We start from the raw sequence: 17674 nt of genomic DNA, 5'->3' as shown, positions 1-17674 counted from the left end.
CCTGGCAGGGTTGCTGACCCGCGGTCGCAGCCGCGGGGAGGGCCGGAACCGCCCTGAGCGGCTACCCTATTTCACGCCCGGGCGCGGAGAAAGGCCCGTCACGCGCCCGCGACGGGCGCGCCCTCGAGCAGCCGCTTGAGCACCTCGTTCACGACCGCCGGGTTCGCGCTGCCCCCCGTCTGCTTCATGATCTGCCCGACGAAGTAGCCGAGCAGGGCGGTCTTGCCGGCGCGGTACGCCGCCGCCTGCTTCGCGTTCGCGGCGATGACCGACGCGGCGATCGCCTCGATCGCGGACGCGTCGCTCATCACGGCCATCCCCTTGTCGCGGACGATGTCGCCGGGCGCCCTGTCGGTGCCGGCCATCTCCGTGTACACCTCCTTGGCCTGCTTGCCGCTGATCGCGCCCTCGTCCACGAGGCGGAGCAGCGAGGCCACCTGCGCCGGGGAGACCGGGAACGTCGCCGACAGGCCCGCCGTGCGGGTGTCGCGCAGCACCTCGCTCTGGACGAAGTTCGCGACCTTGACGGCGTCGCCGTGGAGGCGCGCCGCCTCCTCGAAGAACGCCGCGATCTGCGGGTGGCCCGTCATGACCGACGCCGCGTACGGCGTGAGCCCGAGCGACTCGGTGAGGCGGCGGCGCTTCTCGACCGGCGGCTCCGGGAGCGCGGCGCGCACCTCGGCGAGGAACGCCTCGTCCACGACGAGCGGCGGCAGGTCCGGCTCGGGGAAGTAGCGGTAGCCGGACTCGTTCTCCTTGTCGCGGAGGAGGTACGTCTCCTTCTTCTCGGCGTTGTAGCCGCGGGTCTGCTGGCGCACCCGGCCGCCCTGCTCGATGAGCGCGATCTGACGGCGGATCTCGAGGTCGATCGCCTCGGCGACGAAGCGGAACGAGTTGATGTTCTTGAGCTCCGTGCGCGTGCCGAGCTTCGTCTCCCCCACCCTGCGCACCGAGACGTTGGCGTCGCAGCGGAAGCTGCCCTGCTCGAGGTTGCCGTCGTTCACGCCGATGAACATCAGGATCTCGCGCAGCCGCTTCAGGTACTCGGCCGCCTCGGCGCCCGAGCTCAGGTCGGGCTCGCCGACGATCTCGATGAGCGGGGTGCCGGCGCGGTTGAGATCGACGATCGACAGGCCGCCGATGCCGTGGAGGTTCTTGCCCGCGTCCTCCTCCATGTGGACGCGCGTGATCCCCGCCCGCTTCTTGCCCGCCTCGGTCTCGATCTCGAGGACGCCCCGGAGCGCGAGCGGCCTGTCGTACTGGCTGAGCTGGAAGCCCTTCGGCAGATCGGGATAGAAGTAGTTCTTCCGCGCGAAGATGCTGCTCTCCTGGATGGCGCAGCCGAGCGCGAGCCCGGCGCTCACCGCCATCCGGACCGCCTCGCGGTTCAGCACCGGGAGCGCGCCCGGGAGCCCGAGGCACACAGGGCAGGTGTGCGTGTTCGGCGGGTCGCCGAAGCTCGTCGCACAGCCGCAGAACGCCTTGGTGCGGGTGAGGAGCTGCGCGTGGACCTCGAGCCCGATGACCGCCTCGAAGGAGCCGTACGTCGTCGCCATGGCAGGCTCTTCTAGCAGAACCTCGCCCGGACGAGGGGCCCCGGCGCCGCCGTCGTGGCGGGCCAGGGGCCGCCGGGCGAGCCGGCTCAGTGATCGGCGTGCTCGCGGGTCAGGCCGGGGTGCGTGGGGTCGCCCGGCTCGTGGCGCTTGTTCGCGGTCAGGCGGGAGCCCGAGCGATCCGCGAGGGTCATGAGGAGGTCGCGCCGGTAGATGAACTGCTCGCGGGAGTCGTAGGGCACCGCGTGGAGGCCCGTGTCCATCCGGATGGCGTCCACGGGGCACGCCTCGACGCAGTAGCCGCAGAACACGCAGCGGAGCTCGTCGATGACGAAGCTGCTCGGGTACCGCTCGTAGCCGCGCCGCCGGTCGCCCTCGGGGTACTCGGCCGGATCGATCGCGATGCACTGCGCCGGGCACGCCGTCGAGCAGCACAGGCACGCGACGCACCGGGGCGAGCCGTCCTCGCGCAGCGTGAGCCGGTGGAGGCCCCGGAAGCGCTCCGGGTAGGGGCGCTTCTCCTCCGGGTAGCTGATCGTGGTGACGCCGGGCCCGAGCGAGTCGAGCACCGGGTCCGGCTTCTGGCCGAGCACCATCTCCTTCGTGTTCTTGAAGAAGTGCTTCATCGTGATGCCCAGCCCCTTGACCATCTCGGGGATGTAGGCCTGCACGTCGGCGCTCCGGGTGGGGCGCGGGATGGGCTTGCCGGCGATCGGCCGGCCGGCCGGCTTCGTCCAGGGGTTGCTGGGGGTCGCTCTCGCCATGGGGTCTCTCCTCTTCGCAGGATTCGCCGGTTTCGCCGGATCACGCCTGCTGCGGCGCGGCCTTGGTGCCCCCCGCCGCGGCGGCGAAGCGGGCCGAGGTGGAATGGAGGAAGCGGTGCCGCTCGACCGGCTCGAGGAGCCCGGCGATCAGCGCCACGACGGCGGCGAACCCGCCGAGGGCCACGAGCCCCTGGCTGATGTCGGCCGCGACCTGGAGGCCGCCGCGGAGCCCGGCGGGCGCCGCGTCGACCCCGAGCACCAGCACGCCCGTCACCATCATGTTGACGAGCGTGAGCGGCAGGAGCTTCGTCCAGCCGAGCCGCATCACCTGGTCGTAGCGGAAGCGCGGCAGCGTCCAGCGGAAGAAGACCTGCACCCACGTCATGAGGATCGTCTTGCCGAAGAAGGCGATGACGTACGTCAGGCTCACGGCGAAGTGGGTCATCTTGTACTGGAACAGCGTCATGTCGCCGATGACGACGTTGATGCCGTCGCGGTCGAGGAACGGCAGGTGGTAGCCGCCGAAGAAGAGCGTGACGAGGAGCGCGCTCGACGTGATGAGCTCCACGTACTCGCCCGTCATGAACATGCCGAACTTCATCCCGGAGTACTCGACGAAGTAGCCGGCGACGATCTCGCTCTCGCCCTCGGGCTGGTCGAACGGGATGCGCTTCGTCTCGGCCGCGAGCGCCGCGAGGAACAGGAAGAACGCGAACGGCTGGACGAAGATCCCCCACGCGTGCTCGGCCTGCCACTGCACCATGTCGCCGAGGCGGACGCTGCTGTAGATCATGAAGAGCCCGACGACGCTGAGGCCCATCGCGACCTCGTAGCTGACCATCTGGCTCGCGGCGCGCAGGCCGCCGAGCAGCGAGAACTTGTTGTCGCTGGCCCAGCCCGCGAGCGCGGCGCCGATGATGCCCGTGCCCGCCATCGCGAAGATGTAGAGGATGCCGACGTTGAGGTCGGCGACCTGCAGGTTCACGACGTGGCCGCTGCACGTCAGCGCCTGGTCCACCGTGGGCTTGAGGAGCGCGAGGTCGCCGAAGCCGAAGACCCCGTCGCCGTTGTCCCCGAAGCAGAGCTTGTCGCCGAAGGGGATGACCGCGAACGTCACGAGCGCCGGGAACATCGCGAGCAGCGGCGCGAGCGAGTGGAGGAGCCGGTCGGCGTTCTTCGGGATGAAGTCCTCCTTCCAGATCATCTTGATCGCGTCCGCGGCCGCGTGGAGCGTGCCGAGGAGGCGCAGCGGCACCTTGCCCTCGGGCACGCGCAGGGCCGTGTAGCCGCCCGCGACCAGGAGCAGCGCGCCGAGCGCGATGCACACGACCCGCGCCGCCGTCGGCGCCGCCGCGACAGGCACCGCCTGCGTGACGAAGAAGGCCAGCACGTGGGCGACGACGCCCGCGTAGAAGACGTTGCGGGGGTCGATCTTGGCGAGCGCCTCCTCGAAGGCGTTGGCCGGGCCGCTGCGGCGCGCCAGCGCGCAGAACACGAGCAGGTGGAGCCACGCCGCGAGCACGGCGAACTGCGCGCCGATCACCAGCGTCTCGACGGCCCCCGCCGCCGACATCGGGCGCGTGGCCGTGAACACGGCGAGCGCGCCGAGCGCCGCCGGCGGGAGGAACACGATGCCGCGCACGAGCAGCGACGGCAGGTAGACGACCGCGCGGTTCGGGCCGACGCGGTCCTGCACCATCGCGCCCTGGCGCCGGTCGGCCCAGGTCGCGATCGCCGCCATGTTCAGCAGGAACATGACGACGATGAGGATCTTCACGATCGCGAGAACGAGCTCGACGAGTGTCATGCCGTGGCCTCCGTCTTCTTCGGCTCAACCCGCGCCCCGTCGGCGATCGCGGTCGCCGCCGCGGCGCTCGCGGGCGGCGCGGCGCCGATCGCCGGCTCGGGCGCGGCTGCCCCGCCGGCGACCGCGCCGGGCGGCATCGCGCGGCGGAGCTCGGCGAGGGTCTTCCAACCGGTCGCGTACCCGAGCGTGCGCCCGAGCCGGCCGATGAGCTCCCAGCCAGGGCGCGAATCGCCGTGCGGGAGCAGCGCCCGCTCGCTCCGCTGCGCAAGGCCCTTCCTGTTCACGTACGTCCCCTCGGCCTCGGCCCACGAGCACGCGGGCAGCGCGACGCGCGCGGCCTTCGCCAGCGGCCCCTCGTGGGCGGCGACCGTCACCACCCCCTTGAGCCGCGACAGCGCCCGCTGCGCCTCGCCCGCGTCGACCTCGAGGTCCGACCCGAGCGCGAGCACGTACGCGTACTGCCCCGACGCGATGCCCTGGAGCAGCTCGGCGACCGGGCGCGGCGGGGTCGCCGCCGCGATCTGGACGGCGCCGCGGGTGTTCGGGTTCTTGTCCTCGCTGATCAGGATGTCGTCGCCCTGGCCGAGCGGCTTGCCCGACACGAAGAAGTCGGTCGCGCCGAGGTAGGTGGTCGCGAGGTGGTAGAGCGCGAAGTTGTCCTCGTTCGAGTGCTGGGCCGACAGGACGATCGCCACCTTCGACGGGTCGTCGGCGTGGCCGCTGAGCTGCTCCTTGGCCGCGGCGAGCGCGTCCTCGAGGCTCGCATCGTCGTTGCCGACGAGCGCCGTGAGCAGCCGCCCCTCGACCGCGCGGCTGTACGAGAGCATCCCCTCGTCGCACATCCAGTACGTGTTGACCGCCATGTTCTCGCGCGGGCGGTGCCGGTACGGCGTGTTGTTGCGCGGATCGTAGTCGAGGTACGCGTTGCAGCCCGTCGCGCACCCCTGGCAGACGGTGCGGGCGCTGCGGAGGAACCAGACGCGCGCCTTGAACCGGAAGTCGCGCGAGGTGAGCGCGCCGACCGGGCAGACGTGCTCGGTCATCAGCGTGTAGTTGTGGTCGAGCTCGCGCCCCGGCGAGACCGTGATCTCCCCGAGGTTGCCGCGCTCGCGGACGGAGAGCACCGGGTCGCGGGCGAGCTCGTTGCAGACGCGGATGCAGCGCGTGCAGACGATGCAGCGCTCGGCGTCGTAGACGATGGTCGGCCCGAAGGTGACCGCCTTCGGCTTGTGCACCGGCTCCTGCCGCATGCGCTTGCCCTTGCGCTGGTGCTCGAGCCAGTAGTCCTGGAGCCGGCACTCGCCGGCCTGGTCGCAGATCGGGCAGTCGACCGGGTGGTTCAGGAGCAGGAGCTCCTGCACCGCCGAGCGCGCCTCGGACACGTGGTCGCTGCTCTCGGACAGCACCTCCATGCCGTTCGCGCACGCCATCTGGCAGGCCGGCTGGAGCTTCGGCTTCGCCGCCGGCACGTAGTCCTGCTTCGCCTCGTCCCAGCGGAGGATGTCGAGGCTCATCGCCGGCCGCCCCGGCGGCGGCAGCACCTCGACGAGGCACATCCGGCAGTTGGCGGCGACGCTGAGGCCGGGGTGCCAGCAGTAGTGGGGGATGTCGATCCCGGCGCGGTGCGCCGCCCGGATGATCGTGTCACCGCTCTCGAAGGGGATGTCCCTTCCGTCGATCTTGATCGTAGGCATCGTGATCTCGATTCCAGGCGGGGCCGCGCAGGGCCCCCGCTTCCTTGACTCGATGACGGGAGCGTTCAGCTCGCCGTCGCTAGTGGTCGCACTCCCCGCCGATCATGTTGAGGGAGCCGAACGTCGGCACGACGTCGGGGATCATCAGCCCGGTGATGAGCTGGGAGAGCCCCTGCGTCGTGGCGAAGCACGGCGGGCGGATGCGGACGCGGTAGGGCGTGCCGCTGCCGTCGGACACGAGGTAGAAGCCGAGCTCGCCGTTGCCGGCCTCGGTGTACGAGTAGCACTCGCCGGCGGGCACCTTGATGCCCTCCATGACGATCTTGAAGTGCTGGATGGTCGCCTCGATGGTCGTGTAGACCTCCTCCTTCGGCGGCAGCACGATGCGCGGATCGTCGATGTTGATCGGCCCCTCGTCGGGCATCTGCTCGAGCGCCTGCTCGATGATGCGCGCCGACTGGCGGATCTCCTCCTGGCGGCACATGAACCGGTCGTAGTTGTCGCCGCGCGTGCCGACCGGGACGTCGAAGTCGAAGCGGTCGTAGACCATGTACGGGTTCGCGCGGCGCACGTCGTACGGCACGCCGGTGGCCCGCAGGACGACGCCGGTCCAGCCGAGCGCGAGCGCGTCCTCCCGCGAGATCGCGCCGACGCCGTCGAGGCGGTCGAGGAAGATGCGGTTCTTGAGGATGAGCTTCTCGGCGTCGTGGATGAGCGCGAGCACGCGCGCTGTGCCCGCCCGCACCATCGTCTTGAAGTCGGGCGTGGGCGGCTTCGCCATGCCGCCGACGCGGCCGAAGCTGTGCGTCAGGCGGGCGCCCGTCTCCTCCTCGAAGATCTCCCAGTAGATCTCGCGCGCGCGGCACAGGTAGAGGAACGGCGTGAACGCGCCGAGCTCCATGCTCATGGCGCCGCTGCAGATCATGTGATCGCAGATGCGCGCCATCTCGCCGAGGATCACGCGGTAGTACTGGCAGCGCTCGGGCACCGTGACGCCGAGCATCTTCTCGACCGCCAGCGAGAAGCCGACGTTGTTGAGCATCGGCGAGACGTAGTTGAGCCGGTCGACGTACGGGAAGACCTGCGTCCACGTGCCGCGCTCGCACATCTTCTCGAAGCCGCGGTGCAGGTAGCCGATCTGCACGTCGGCCTTGTTGATCGTCTCGCCCGAGAGCTCGAGCACGATCCTCACGGTGCCGTGCATCGCCGGGTGCGACGGCCCCATGTTGAGGAGCATCGGCTCGCTCGGCAGATCGAGGTGGGCCTCGTCGAGATCGCGATCCAGGGGTTCCATCGTTCAGCTTCGCTCCTGCAGCGCACCGGCGCCGATGCCCTGCGGTTTGCCCTTGTCCGAGGCCTCGTCGCCGCCGGTCGACTCGATCGACGCCCCCGCGCCGGCGTTCATCCGCGCGAAGTCGTGCGTCTGGCGGCCGAAGCTCATGCCCTCGTCGGGGCCGAACGGCGGCAGCTTGCCGGTGTTCGGCACGTCCCGGAACGGGATGAGCGGCTGGATGCGGTTGGCCGGGTAGTCCTTGCGCAGCGGGTGCCCCTGGAACTCCGGGTACATCAGGATGCGCCGGAGGTCGGGGTGCCCGCGGAAGACGACGCCGAGCAGGTCGTAGCACTCGCGCTCGAACCAGTTCGCGCCCTTCCACACCGGGACGAGCGAGTCGATCTCGGCGTCGTTGCCCTCCTCGTCGCCCACGCGCGCCTTGATGCGGATGCGGTGGTTCTTCTCGAACGAGCGCAGGTGGCAGACGACCTCGAAGCGGGGCACGTCGCCGCGCCAGAGGTAGTCGACCGCCGTGAGGTCGACGAACATGTCCATGCGCGTCCGCGGGTCGTTGCGGAGGAACAGGGCGACGTCGCGCCACGCGGCCGGGTCGACGACCGCCGTGTCGTCGCCGAACTGCGAGTGCGTCTCCAGGATTGCGCCCGGGAACTGCGCAGTGAGGATCTCCAGGACCTTCTTGCTCATGTCTGGCTCCGCTCCTTGCGCTGGAGGGTGACGAGGCGCTCGGCGGTCTGCGCCGGGTCCTCGCGCGGCTTGACGATCGCCGGCGTGCGGTCGCCGCGCGCGATCTTGTCCTGGAGGAGCATGAGGCCGTCGAGCACCGCCTCGGGGCGCGGCGGGCACCCGGGCACGTAGATGTCGCAGGGGATGATCTTGTCGATGCCGGCGACGGTCGTGTAGTTGTCGTAGAAGCCGCCGCACGAGGCGCACGTGCCGAAGGCGAGCACCCACTTCGGGTCCGCCATCTGCTCGTAGATGCGCCTGAGCGCGGGCGCCTGGCGCTGGCTGATGGTCCCCACCACCCAGAGCAGGTCGGCCTGGCGCGGCGAGAAGCGCGGCACCTCGGCGCCGAACCGCGCCATGTCGAAGCGCGGGCTGGCCATCTGCATGTATTCCATGCCGCAGCAGGCCGTCACGAACGGGTACTGGAACAGGGAGTACTTCTTCGCCCAGTTCAGCAGCGCGTCGAAGCGCGTGGTCGCGAACCCGAGCTCGGAGCCCTCCATCACCCGCGTCGAGGAGCCTCCGCCGTTCATTTCTCCCATTCCAGAGCTCCCTTCTTCCACACGTACACGAGCACGACGACGAGCATCGCGATGAACGAGCTCATCGTCGCGAGGCCCGTCCACCCGAGGCTCCGGAACTGGACCGTCCACGGGTAGATGAGCACCGCCTCGATGTCGAACACGACAAAGAGGATCGCCGTCAGGTAGAACTTCACGCTCGGCTTGACGAACCGCCCGCCCGTCGAGTCGCTGCCGCACTCGTACGGCATCATCTTCTCGGGCGTCGGGTTCCTCGGGCCGAGCAGCGACGTCAGCGTGAACATGGCGAGCGCGATGATCGCGGCCACGAGAAACAGCAGGAACAAGGGGATGTAGGTGGCCATCGAGAGAGCACTCCTACGGGTCGAACCCCCGGAGGGTCGACCGTCTCGCCGCAGCGCGCGGCTTCTCGGGCGAGACCTCAGGGCCCGCGGCCCCGAACCATGCAGTCCAAAAAGGTGAGAGCGACGCGGCGATGCTGCCTTGAAACAGCAAAAATCCGAGCGATCCCGGCTTAATCCGCGCCGGATCTAGTCGGCCGTCGCGGGGGTGTCAATGGAGGCGGTCGGTCAACTGGGGGCAACCGGCGGGCCGCGAGCCTAGGAGCGGCTCGCCACGAGGACCAGCCCTCGCCACGCGGTGAGCGCCGTCCCCAGGCTCGCCTCGATCTCCCGGATCTCCTCCACCATCTCGGCGTCCGGCACGCCGGCGCTCCGCGCCTCGCGGACGCAGGCGAGGGCGGCGACGTACTTCTTGCGCTGCACGAAGGCCCGCGCGAGGAGCGGCCAGATCTGCTTGGGCGGGGCGCCGAGGTTCGCTGCGCGCCGGAGGGGGCCGATGGCCTCGCCGGCCCGGCCGTCGTCGAGCATGGCCTCGCCGAGCCGGCGGAAGATGTCGCCGGCCGCGGCCCCGTCGTGCGCGTACTGGACCGCGAGGCGCATGACCTCCTCGCCCTGGTGCTCCTCGCCGAGCTTGACGCAGGCGGTGCCGAGCAGGCCGAGCCCCTTGGCGATGAGGCTGCGGGCGTCCGGGGTGAGCATCTGCCCCTCGGGCGTGCGCAGGAAGATCGCGAGCGGCGCGGGCCAGGTGCCGAGGAGCTGGATCACCTTGGGGTAGTCGCCGCGCTGCGAGGCGACCTCGGCCTCGGCGACCTTCGTGAGGTCGATGGCGGAGCGCGCGCCGGCGGAGGCGCGCTCGAGCTCGTCGCGCACGTGCGAGCGGATGCGGGCGCGGAACTCGTTGAGCTCGTGCGTCTCCTCGATGCCGTCGCGCAGGAGGAGCAGGCGCGAGGTCTTCCCCTCGACGGAGAGCTTGCGGAGGCTGTAGCCGTAGAGCGGGGCCAGCAGCAGGTAGCGGACGCCGATGTGGAGCTGGAGGCCCTCGAGGTCGGTGTCCCGCTCGGGGGCCGCCGGCGTCGTGTCCTCGGTGAGGAGCGCGCCGACGAGCCGGTGGCGGAAGTCCGCGAGCGTGAGGCGCTGGACGTCGCCGTCGATCTCCTCCTCGCCCGGCGGCGCGATAACGAAGTCGACAAGCGTGTTGTCCGGGTTGCGGCGGTCGACGGTGAGCGCCGTGATGCGGGCGCCCGTAATCATCGAGAAGGCAAAGAACGCCTCGCCCACGATCTCGCAGAGCGCCTGGAAGCTGCCGATGCCGTCGCCTATGCGCTCGAACCAGCCGTCGGTCCGAACGGCATCGAGGGAGAACACGCGTTCCTTTGGCATGGTTCGACCCGGATCCCAGGGGTGCGTCCCGGAGGACGGACGCGTAGCCCAGGGGGTGCGAGACTCGCACGGTCGCGCGCCGCCCTCAAGAAAACTCCTAGGCGGCGCGCGCATCGGACCGCGTCGCCGCGTCGCCGCGCCGCCGCGCCGCCGCGCCGCCGCGCCGCCGCGCCGCGCGCGACGGTCGAGGCGCCCGGACCGCCGACCGCCGCCGTCCTCCATCCATCGCTCCACGCTCGTCCACCTGCCCCCACGCGCCCGCCCGCCGCTCGAGCGGCCGACCCGACGCGGCGCCGCGCAGGGCGCGCGCCCGCGGCCGAGCCGCCCGCCCGCCCGCCGTCGCTGCCGCTCGCCACCACGGCGCCGAGGACCGCGCAGCGGAACGGCACTTCTACACATGCACCACACCGCCCCCCCTCCCCCTGCACGATGCGCCGCGCAGCGGCCCTCCCGCTCAGGGGCGGGCGATGCGGAGCGTGAGATTGCCGGCGGAGGACGGCTTGCTGTCGGCCACGATCGTGATCACCTGCCCCGCGGTGAGGGTCACGCTCACCCGCGAGGTGACCCCGCCCGTGTTGTCGTTGCACGCGAGCTCGGGGTCCGTGCAGCTCGCGCCGTCGTGCACGTGGAGGATCGTGTCGAAGGTCGAGGACGCCGTGTCGATGACGTACGTGCCGTCCGCCGGCGCGGTGAAGCGATAGACCCTGTCGTTGCCGCTCGAGGCCGCGCAGCCCGGCGCGGCCGAGTTCGGCTGGAGCAGCGTGGGGCCTGTCTGCGTCTGCGGGACCGTCGAGCCGAGGTCGATGGGGTTGTCGCAGGTGGCGTCGCCGACGAACCGGGTGACGTTGAGGTGGAACGCGCCCGAGGCGGCGGCGCCGGAGCCGTCGACGACGACGACGACCGTCTGCCCGGCGACGAGCGGCACCGCGAGCCGCGACTGGAGGCCCGCCGTGTTGTCGTTGCAGCCGAGCGACGCGCCGCCGCAGGCGCCGTCGACGACGTGGACCACCGTGTCGAAGCTCGAGCCGAACGTGTCGAAGACGTAGACGTCGTCGGAAGGCGCCGTGAAGCTGTAGGTCTGCTCCGCGCCGCCGGCCGCGCCGCACGGCGCTGCCACGAAGTCGCCGAGGCCGGCCGTCGTCCCCGTCACCACCTGCGGGACGACCGGCTCGAGGGAGCGCGCCGGGCAGGGGGGCGCGGCGAGGCCGCTCACGTTGAGCTTGTAGGCGCCCGAGGAGCGGTACGCGCCGTCCACGACCACGTACACCGTCTGCCCCTCCGCGAGCAGCGTGACGACCTCCGACTGCGACGAGATCGCGTTGTCGTTGCAGCCCAGCGAGGGGCCGTCGCAGCGCCCGTCATGGACGTGGAGGACCGTATCGAACGCCGAGCCGCGCGTATCGAAGGTGTAGCGGCCGAAGACAGGCGCCGTGAAGCTGTAGCTGACCTCGGGGGCGTTGTCCGACCCGCAGGGGGCCACGAGGTGGTTGTCGAGGCCCGACGTGCTGCCCGTGACCGTCTGCGGGTAGGTGGAGCCGAGATCCAGCATGGGGCACGCGGGCGGGGCCCACTCCGAGACGTGCAGCGTGTAGGGCCCGGCATCGCCCTCGAAGCCGTCGACGGTGGCAACGACCGTCTGACCGGCGCGGAGCTCCGCCGCGACGCGCGACTGCGTGCCCTTGAACGAGTCGTCACTGCAGGCGATCACGTCGCCGTCGCACCTGTCGCCGCGCAACTCTCGCAGCTCCAGGACGGTGTTGTACCCGGAGCCGAACGTGTCGAAGACGTACTTCCCGTCCGCCGGCGCCGTGAAGGCGTAGCTCACGTCGGGGCCGCCCGCCTTGCCGCAGCTCGGCGTGATCGCGTCGCCGAGCAGCTCGGTGTTGCCCGTGAGGGTCTCCGGGAGCGCCTCGATCCTGTCGTCCGACGGGCAGATGGGCGGCCCGACCTTCGACATGTTGAGCGTGAAGTCGCCCTCCGCGCCGTCGAAGCCGGTCACGACGATGAGGACCGGCTCGCCCGCCCCGATGACCGCGCGGACCCTGGACTGGGGGCCTTCGGTCACGTCGTCATCGTTGCAGGCGAGCTGAGCGCAGGTGGTCGCCCCGATCAGGCCAACGGCCGTATCGAAGGTGGAGCCGAAGGTGTCCAGCGTGTAGGTCCCCGCCTCGGCGGGCGTGAAGAGATAGACCCGCTCCGACGCGCCGACGGCCACGCACGAAAGGCTGTAGTTCGACTCGCCCCCGACCGTGGTCCCCGTCACGACCTGAGGGAACGCGTCGCCGAGCTCCTCGTGGGCGCCGACGACGCAGGAGCACGCGCCCGCCAGGCAGAACGCGCCGCGCTCGCACGCGTTCCCGCAGCGGCCGCAATGCTGCGCGCTCGTCTGCGCATCGACGCACGAGCCGTCGCAGGCCTCCAGATCCGCCGAGCAGGAGCAGGCGCCCTCGACGCAGACCTGGGTAGCCCCGCAGGACGCCCCGCAGCGACCGCAGTTCGCCCTGTCGCGCTGCGGGTCCACGCAGGCGCCGCCGCACGCCCTGAAGCCGTCGGCGCAGACGCAGTACCCGTCATCGCACACCTCCCCCGCCTCGCACTGGACGTCGCAGTCGCCGCAGTTCCGCGGGTCGGTATCGAGGTTCACGCAGAGCCCGCCGCAGGCGGTCTCCTCTTCGCTGCACGCCTCGTCCCCGCCGCCGCCCCCCTCGCCCCCGCCGTCGCAGCGGCCTTCGGCGCATTGCTGCCCCTCCGCGCAGGCATTGCCGCACGCGCCGCAATGCTCGTCGCTCGTCTCCGTATCGACGCACGCGCCATCGCACGGCGACTGCCCGTCCGCGCACGCGCTCGGCTCGCTGTCGCCCTCTGCGCAGGACGTCGCGAGGACACCCCCAGTGACGAGGAGCAGCGCAACGGACGAGAGGGTAGGCCTGGAGCGCAATCCGGATTTCTTCATGGCCGTCCTTGGGGGTACCTGGCTGTTGGGGGCGGAGCGGATGACGCGTGGCGCGCCAGGATACGCGCACGTCCAAGGGGGTCGCAACCGGCGGGGGATCTGGACACGTGCCCTGTTTGCCCCGGCGGCGCGCGCCGAGCCGCGCGCGAGGGCGCCGCGAGCGGCTTCAGCAGAACGGGGGGCAGCATCGTCGACTGGACTTCAGGGCGAACCCGTAGCGGCGATGTTCAGGGTGAAGTTGCCCGCCGAGCTGCCGTAACCGTCGACAACGATGGTGATGACCTGACCGGCGGTGAGCCTCACCGTCGTTTGCGACCCCCTCGATCCACCGGAGTCGTCGTTGCAGGCGCGCGTGGGGCCGCTGCAGCCGCGGGTGTGGACGTGAAGGACGGTATCGTAGGACGAGCCGATCGTGTCGATGACGTACAGGCCGTTCGCCGGCGCGGTGTAGGTGAACACCATCTCCGGGGCGGTCGACGCGGCAGAGCAGCTCGGCACGACCGAGTTGAGTAGCCCCGCCGTGCTGCCGGTCCTCGTGAGCGGCAGCTCCGAGCCGAGATCGATCGGCGTCGAGCACGTCCCCGCGACCCAGTCGACGTGTAGCACGTAGTCGCCGCGGCTCGTGTTGCGGCCGTCGACGACGACGAAGACGGTCTGGCCGGCGGCAAGCTCGACGGTGACGCGCGACTGCGGGCCGCCCGCATCGTCGTTGCACCGGAGAGACCTCCCCGCGCAGCTCCTGTCGAGGACCTGGAGGATCGTGTCGAAGCCCGATCCGAACGTGTCGAAGACGTAGATCCCGTTGTCCGGCGCCGTGAACCTGTAGATCACGTCAGGCGCATTGGAGAAGCCGCACGACGGGGCGACCGACTCGGGCTGCTCGGCGGTGCTCCCCGTGACGACCTGCGGGACGGTCGAGCCGAGATCGATCGGCGCCGAGCACGTCCCGCCGCCGTCGTACTGCTGCACGTTGAGCGTGAACTCGCCCGCCCCGCTGACGGAGCTGCCGTCGACGACGAGAAGGATCGTCTTGCCCTCCTCGAGGTCCATCGTCAGCCGCGACTGCACGCCTCCGGCCGCGTCGTTGTTGCACTTGAGCACGGCCCCGGAGCAGTCGACGTCGCGCGCATAGAGGACCGTGTTGAAGCTCGACAGGAACGTATCGAACAGGTACGTGCCGGTGGCGGGCGCGGTGAAGGCGTAAGTCGCCTCGCCGCCGCCGACGCCGCCGCAGGCCGAGCTCATGATGTCGGCCGCGCCCGCGGTCGTCCCGGTCACCGTCTGAGGCACCGTCGACCCGAGATCGATCTCGGGGCACGGGGGAATCAAGGTCTGCTTCACGTTGAGCGTGTAAGGGCCGGCGCTCGACGAGGCCAGGCCGTCCACGACCACGACCACGGTCTGCCCCTCCTGGAGCCGCACCTTCAGCTCCGATTGCCGGCCGGACGTGTCGTCGTTGCACCCCAGGTTCGGCCCGCTGCACGTGGCGTCGTGGACATGGAGGACCGTGTCGAAGGAGGAGCCGAAGGTGTCGAAGGTGTAGAGCGCTTCCACGGGCGCGGTGAACACATACGTGGCCTCGGGGCCGCCTCCGCCCGCGCACGGAGACGAGAGGGCGCTCACGCGATCCGCGATCGCGGTGGTGCCCGTCACCGTTTGCGGGAAGGTCGAGCCGAGCGTGTGCTCCGGGCACGGCGGCGGCACGTACTCGGCGACGTTGAGCGTGAATGGCCCGGAGTCGCCGCCGTGGCCGTCGATGATGGCGACGACCGTCTGGCCCGCGGAGAGGTTCGTGACGACGCGCGACTGCGCGGTGTCCGCGGTGTTGTCGTTGCAGGCGATCACCGCGCCGGTGCACGAGCCGTTGCGCAGCTCGAGGACGGTGTCGAACGAGGAGCCGGCCGTGTCGAAGACGTACCTGCCGGCGCGCGGCGCGGTGAACGTGTAGCTCGAGTCGGGGGTGTCAGCCGAGCCGCAGCGCGGCGCGACGGCGTCGCCGAGCCACGTCGTGTCGCCGGAGACGGTCTGCGGGAGCGTCGGCTCGATGTTGCTCGCCGGGCACATCGGCGTCGCCGCCCTGTCGACGCGCAGGACGAAGTCGCCTTGCGCGCCGTTGTATCCCGACACGACAACGAGGATCGACTCGCCTTCGGCGAGCGGGACCGAGGCGCTCGCCTCGGGCCCGCCGTGATCGTCGTTGCACGCGCGCTCGTCGCAGAGGTCGAACCCGAGCAGGCCGATGGCGGTGTCATAGCTCGAACCGGCGGTATCGAACCTGTAGATGCCGGCCTCTTCCGCCGTGAACCTGTAGGCGACCTCGGTCGAGCCGACGGCCACGCAGTCCAGGCCGAAATGCGTCTCTGCGCCGAGCGTCGACCCCGTGACGACGTGCGGGACCGCGCCGCCGATGTCCTCGTGGTCGCCGACAAGGCAGAGGCACGTGCCCTCCTGGCAGACGAGCCCCGGACCGCACGCGGCGTCGCATCGGCCGCAATGCTCCTGGCTGCGCGTCAGATCGACGCACTTGCCGGCGCACGCCTCGAGGCCCGCCTTGCAGAGGCACGCCCCGTCCGTGCACGTCTCGTCGCGGGCGCACCTCGTTTCGCAGCCCCCGCAGTGCTGCGGATCGCTCGTCACGTCGACGCAGGCGCCGTCGCACGCGGCGAGGCCGGGGGCGCAGAGCATACCGCCGGAGCCGCCGGCGGCGTCTTCCTCCTCGCCCGCGCCGCCCGGGCTGCCCGCGCCGCCGCCGCCCGCGCCGCTGCCCCCGCCTCCGTCGCCGTCACGTTCACCCGTGCACTCGCCCGCCTCGCAGCGCTGACCGCTCGCGCAGGCGCTGCCGCACTCGCCGCAGTGGTCGGGATCGGCCTGCGTGTCGACGCACGCACCCGCGCACGGCGACTGGCCGTCATCGCACGTGACGTCGGAGTCGTCCCCCTGCGCGCAGGACGCGGAGACGAGGAGGGCCGCTGCCGCAAGCCAGCGCGTTGTCAACGACAGGGGCCACGACAGGTCGAATGGGGCGCGCAATCCGGGTTGACTCATGGACATCCTCTGGCGGATACGCCGGCCACCGTGTGGCTCAAAAGACCCGTCCGCGAGGGTACGCCTGTCGGCTTTCGCCCCGCAATCACGGACAGCCGCGCCGCGGCGCGACCGTCCGATCTCGCCGGCGCTTCCATGAATGCGATGAGTCTGGATGAGCTGGAGCGCGGCCTGCCCCGGCGCCGCGGGGCGGCCCGGACGAAGGAGCGGTGAGGCGCCGCGCGACGACCGGCTCAGGCGGCCGGGTGATCCGGCAGCGGATCGGCCTCCTCGGAGGTGGGGTGACGCGCCTGGATGGCCTCCAGCGCCGGAGCGCCCGTCTCGGGCCCCGGCGCGACCTCGGGTTGCAGCTCCGGGCCGAGGAATCGCGCGATCGGCACGAAGAGCTCGGCGCCCGTATAGGCGCCCACCGCCAGGTCGCCGTGGCCGTAATCCTCCCGCGCGCCGAAGTCGCGCCCGAGCACGAGAAAGCGCTTCGGGGTGTCCGGGTGATCGCGCCCCCACGCGTCGAACGCCGCGCGCACCGACGAGACGGGGGCGATCCGGTCCGCGCTGCCCGCGATGAACAGCGCCGGCGCCGAGACGGACGCGAGCCCGTCCAGGACCCGTTCTCCGTCCACGCGGATCTCCCCGTCACCCGCCATCCACGCGGCGAAGTCGGCGTTCAGCGCAGCGGGGATGTCCTCGATGCAGTTGACGAGCGCGAGCCGCGTGACGCCGGGAGGCACGTTGCGCGGGTTGGCCACGGCGTGATGGAGCGGCGTGGGCAGCCACTCCGAGGCGAACGCGACGCTGCGTGCCATGAGGCGCAGCGGCACGCCGGGGAGCAGCCGCCCCGGCAGGAACCGCATGAGGCGCGCCGGCGCGGTGAAGCGGCCCGGGGAGCCGACGATGACGACGCGGCGGACCTGATGTTCCGGCACGCTCCGCCCGAGCGCGGCATAGAGGAGCATGCCGCCCATGGAGAAGCCGACATAATCGAGCGCCCGGGCGCCGGTGCGCTTCAGGATCGCCTCGAACGCGCACGGGAGGTCGTACCGGACCATGGCCGAGAAGCGGACGCTGCGGCGCTCCAGGCGGGTGAGCAGGCGGCCGCTCCGCAACGTCAGCAGCCACACGTCGCGCCCGAGCGCGGCGAGGTGGCGCGCCAGCGAGTAATCGGGGTGAATGTCCTGATTTCTGTGGTTCGCGGCGATCCCGTGGACCAGGACGATCGGCGGCAGATCGGGCTGGGCGGCCGCTCCGGGCGGGCACGGGACGCGGCGGAGCTCGATCGGCGCGCCGTCCTCGGTCCGCAGCACCTCTTCCACGCTGTACTCGAGCGGGAGGGTCAGCCGTTTGACCCAGTAATAGAGGTGCGCCCACAGCCCGATCGCGGACAGCACCACGAGCGCCAGCGCGACAAGGAGATAAGCCCCGACTGTCCAGACCATACGCCCAATCTACCCGCCTGCGTCGTTCCCGCATGCGAGCAGTCTCGACATCATGGCGCAGGGACGGACCGAGGGCCAGTTACCGTCGAGGTCGCTTACCCACACGCTCGCCTGGAGGATCATCCATGATGCGAAGAATGCGATC

11 protein-coding genes and 1 pseudogene are annotated in these 17674 nt (G+C 71.0%); all 12 read right to left on the bottom strand.

The window, feature by feature from the left end; genetic code table 11:
- Positions 1 to 98 precede the first annotated feature (98 nt).
- The 12 genes and pseudogenes from gatB to WMF24_RS03105 all read right to left on the bottom strand — a co-directional run bounded on the left by gatB (position 99) and on the right by WMF24_RS03105 (position 17529).
- Positions 99 to 1556, bottom strand: coding sequence for an Asp-tRNA(Asn)/Glu-tRNA(Gln) amidotransferase subunit GatB (gene gatB / locus WMF24_RS03160; RefSeq protein ID WP_437734850.1), 1458 nt, complete (start codon positions 1554 to 1556; stop codon positions 99 to 101).
- 86 nt (positions 1557 to 1642) lie between these two features.
- Positions 1643 to 2317, bottom strand: coding sequence for a NuoI/complex I 23 kDa subunit family protein (locus tag WMF24_RS03155; RefSeq protein ID WP_437734849.1), 675 nt, complete (start codon positions 2315 to 2317; stop codon positions 1643 to 1645).
- A gap of 256 nt (positions 2318 to 2573) precedes the next feature.
- Positions 2574 to 3890, bottom strand: a pseudogene (locus WMF24_RS03150) (complex I subunit 1/NuoH family protein); the annotation flags it as partial.
- Between the two features lie 230 nt (positions 3891 to 4120).
- The gene (locus WMF24_RS03145; protein WP_437734848.1) at positions 4121 to 5818 is read right to left on the bottom strand and encodes a 2Fe-2S iron-sulfur cluster-binding protein; all 1698 of its coding nucleotides are present in this window, start codon (positions 5816 to 5818) and stop codon (positions 4121 to 4123) included.
- Positions 5819 to 5897: 79 nt separating this feature from the next.
- Positions 5898 to 7112 (bottom strand): NADH-quinone oxidoreductase subunit D, encoded by a 1215-nt coding sequence (locus WMF24_RS03140; RefSeq protein WP_437734847.1) that lies wholly within the window; start codon positions 7110 to 7112, stop codon positions 5898 to 5900.
- 3 nt (positions 7113 to 7115) lie between these two features.
- On the bottom strand, positions 7116 to 7796 hold the full coding sequence (locus WMF24_RS03135; protein WP_437734846.1) for an NADH-quinone oxidoreductase subunit C: 681 nt from the start codon (positions 7794 to 7796) through the stop codon (positions 7116 to 7118).
- Positions 7793 to 8338, bottom strand: a complete 546-nt coding sequence (locus WMF24_RS03130) for an NADH-quinone oxidoreductase subunit B (protein WP_437738754.1) — start codon at positions 8336 to 8338, stop codon at positions 7793 to 7795. The genes WMF24_RS03135 and WMF24_RS03130 overlap by 4 nt, the downstream gene beginning before the upstream one ends.
- A gap of 26 nt (positions 8339 to 8364) precedes the next feature.
- On the bottom strand, positions 8365 to 8721 hold the full coding sequence (locus tag WMF24_RS03125; protein ID WP_437734845.1) for an NADH-quinone oxidoreductase subunit A: 357 nt from the start codon (positions 8719 to 8721) through the stop codon (positions 8365 to 8367).
- Positions 8722 to 8976: 255 nt separating this feature from the next.
- Entirely contained in the window at positions 8977 to 9969 is a 993-nt protein-coding gene (locus WMF24_RS03120) for a hypothetical protein (protein WP_437734844.1), read from the bottom strand.
- Positions 9970 to 10552: 583 nt separating this feature from the next.
- Positions 10553 to 13051 (bottom strand): MXAN_6577-like cysteine-rich protein, encoded by a 2499-nt coding sequence (locus WMF24_RS03115; RefSeq protein ID WP_437734843.1) that lies wholly within the window; start codon positions 13049 to 13051, stop codon positions 10553 to 10555.
- A gap of 201 nt (positions 13052 to 13252) precedes the next feature.
- Positions 13253 to 16096, bottom strand: a complete 2844-nt coding sequence (locus tag WMF24_RS03110; protein WP_437734842.1) for an MXAN_6577-like cysteine-rich protein — start codon at positions 16094 to 16096, stop codon at positions 13253 to 13255.
- Positions 16097 to 16329: 233 nt separating this feature from the next.
- The gene (locus tag WMF24_RS03105) at positions 16330 to 17529 is read right to left on the bottom strand and encodes a lipase family alpha/beta hydrolase (protein ID WP_437734841.1); all 1200 of its coding nucleotides are present in this window, start codon (positions 17527 to 17529) and stop codon (positions 16330 to 16332) included.
- Positions 17530 to 17674: the final 145 nt, after the last annotated feature.

It is taken from the genome of Sorangium sp. So ce1335 (genome assembly GCF_051521615.1).
Taxonomy (GTDB): domain Bacteria; phylum Myxococcota_A; class Polyangia; order Polyangiales; family Polyangiaceae; genus Sorangium.
The sequence above is the reverse complement of the archived record's forward strand: the minus strand, read 5'-3'. Positions and strand labels throughout refer to the sequence as shown.

What these genes read in the sequence shown, in the direction of transcription:
- WMF24_RS03140 (WP_437734847.1), bottom strand. Translation starts at nt 7,112, where the DNA reads ATGGAACCCCTGGATCGCGATCTCGACGAGGCCCACCTCGATCTGCCG.
- gatB (WP_437734850.1), bottom strand. Translation starts at nt 1,556, where the DNA reads ATGGCGACGACGTACGGCTCCTTCGAGGCGGTCATCGGGCTCGAGGTC.
- WMF24_RS03155 (WP_437734849.1), bottom strand. Translation starts at nt 2,317, where the DNA reads ATGGCGAGAGCGACCCCCAGCAACCCCTGGACGAAGCCGGCCGGCCGG.
- WMF24_RS03110 (WP_437734842.1), bottom strand. Translation starts at nt 16,096, where the DNA reads ATGAGTCAACCCGGATTGCGCGCCCCATTCGACCTGTCGTGGCCCCTG.
- WMF24_RS03135 (WP_437734846.1), bottom strand. Translation starts at nt 7,796, where the DNA reads ATGAGCAAGAAGGTCCTGGAGATCCTCACTGCGCAGTTCCCGGGCGCA.
- WMF24_RS03125 (WP_437734845.1), bottom strand. Translation starts at nt 8,721, where the DNA reads ATGGCCACCTACATCCCCTTGTTCCTGCTGTTTCTCGTGGCCGCGATC.
- WMF24_RS03120 (WP_437734844.1), bottom strand. Translation starts at nt 9,969, where the DNA reads ATGATTACGGGCGCCCGCATCACGGCGCTCACCGTCGACCGCCGCAAC.
- WMF24_RS03130 (WP_437738754.1), bottom strand. Translation starts at nt 8,338, where the DNA reads ATGGAGGGCTCCGAGCTCGGGTTCGCGACCACGCGCTTCGACGCGCTG.
- WMF24_RS03115 (WP_437734843.1), bottom strand. Translation starts at nt 13,051, where the DNA reads ATGAAGAAATCCGGATTGCGCTCCAGGCCTACCCTCTCGTCCGTTGCG.
- WMF24_RS03105 (WP_437734841.1), bottom strand. Translation starts at nt 17,529, where the DNA reads ATGGTCTGGACAGTCGGGGCTTATCTCCTTGTCGCGCTGGCGCTCGTG.
- WMF24_RS03145 (WP_437734848.1), bottom strand. Translation starts at nt 5,818, where the DNA reads ATGCCTACGATCAAGATCGACGGAAGGGACATCCCCTTCGAGAGCGGT.